At 48.6% G+C, this 1,059-nt stretch carries 2 protein-coding genes; both read left to right on the top strand.

Annotated features, from left to right (window positions below; genetic code table 11):
- Positions 1-370 (top strand): hypothetical protein (locus VJI94_RS07800; protein WP_324008930.1); only part of this gene is annotated, 370 nt, incomplete at its 5' end.
- Positions 371-655: 285 nt separating this feature from the next.
- On the top strand, positions 656-1,059 hold a 404-nt coding region (locus VJI94_RS07795; RefSeq protein ID WP_324008929.1), incomplete at its 3' end, for a hypothetical protein.

Genomic DNA, 1,059 nt, shown 5'->3' with positions numbered 1-1,059 from the left:
TGCCAAGTATATGCAGCAGTCGAAAGACAGTGCATATCTGCAGAAGGTAGTAGCCGCACCACGTGCCGCAACCTTTGAACACAGCCTCAACCACCACGGAACCTCTCTGTGGTATCCTGGAAGTGTGATATCTCAGCCATTCCTGGAGGCAGCACGCCAATCACCCAACATAGGCGCCAAAAAGCTATTCCAAGATTCACAGCCACAAGTCAAGACTAAGACTATGCTGAGTATCGAAGTGCCTAAGCCGTTGCTAGGTGATGCCGAGCTGGATGCTCTATGCCGTCTGATGGATTCCTGGATCAAAGGCACTAAGGTGCGTGATGAGGCTGGTGAGCTGCTTCCTAAGGGCGACGACATACTTTTCTGACCAGCAGAAAAGAGTTGTTAGCCTTTTAAACATTCTATATAATAGATTGATTAGGGAGAAGCATATGAGTCTCTATAGAATCCTGGCATACCATAAAAGCAAGGTGATCAAAAGGCGTAATGATCTTTCGTGGCCTGCTGTTTGTGGGATTATAGGCAATGCAGGTGAGGGTGACATTGACGAAGCATATGTGTTTCGGCAGCGTTCCAGCGAAGAGCCTCTGAGCATTGAGCCTATTGTGTTGAAGTATTCCAAGAAGGGAATGGCTTAATGACTATACGTGCCATGCTTGCGGCTACGTTCAATGAGCGCAAGATCGAAGCACACCTCCGTGATGCAGGATTTCTTTGGTTCCAACCGAAGATTGATGGCATGCGTGTTTTGGGTGGTCCATCGTGTGTACCTCTGAGCCGTTCAGGCAAAGAGTGGAAGCAGCGTCATCTTCGTGCGCTATTCAGGGAAAAGCCATCATTCCGTGGTTTCGATGGCGAAGTTATCTCAGGACATCAATATGATCCAAACGTCTTTCGCGAGTCGATGTCGGGCATTCGTGCAGAGGATGGCTCTCCTGAGTTCACCTACTATGTCTTCGACAATTTCGACGGATCAGTGGCAGACTCTGACTACGAATCCCGACTTCGTCATATTCAAGACGTCCTTGACTGCGGAGGGCAAGATTTTGCAAATCC

Source organism: Parvimonas sp. D9, from assembly GCF_035282565.1.
In the GTDB taxonomy this organism is placed as follows: Bacteria; Bacillota; Clostridia; order Tissierellales; family Peptoniphilaceae; genus Parvimonas; species Parvimonas micra.
The sequence above is the reverse complement of the archived record's forward strand: the minus strand, read 5'-3'. Positions and strand labels throughout refer to the sequence as shown.